Source organism: Vibrio sp. 10N.222.49.C9, from assembly GCF_041474985.1.
Lineage (GTDB): Bacteria > Pseudomonadota > Gammaproteobacteria > Enterobacterales > Vibrionaceae > Vibrio > Vibrio crassostreae_C.
This window is the reverse complement of the sequence record NZ_JBFRVD010001584.1, coordinates 1-278: the sequence shown is the minus strand read 5'-3', so window position 1 is coordinate 278 and position 278 is coordinate 1. Positions and strand designations below refer to the sequence as shown.

Sequence of the window (278 nt, the reverse complement as noted above, 5' to 3'; positions counted from 1 at the left end):
GTCTAGAACGAGACCTGCGTAGTTGGTTGATCAATGCTTTTCCTGGCCTAGAACAATTTACTGACGACCATTGGCGAGCGTTAAAGCGACAAGCCCTGCAAAGCAATGAGCGTTGCCGCAATGATGTGACCATTGCCAGAGAGACTCAGCTTAGCTATGCCTTCGCTAGTATCGGCATTATTGGTGAGAGTCAGACACAAGCGATCCAAGACACTATGCATCAGGTGACGCTATTGCGTAACCGTGTGCCGATCCCCGGTCAGAATGCACTCATACAG

At 50.0% G+C, this 278-nt stretch carries 1 pseudogene; it reads left to right on the top strand.

The window, feature by feature from the left end:
- Positions 1-278 (top strand): annotated as a pseudogene (locus AB4585_RS29370) (2-haloalkanoic acid dehalogenase); the annotation flags it as partial.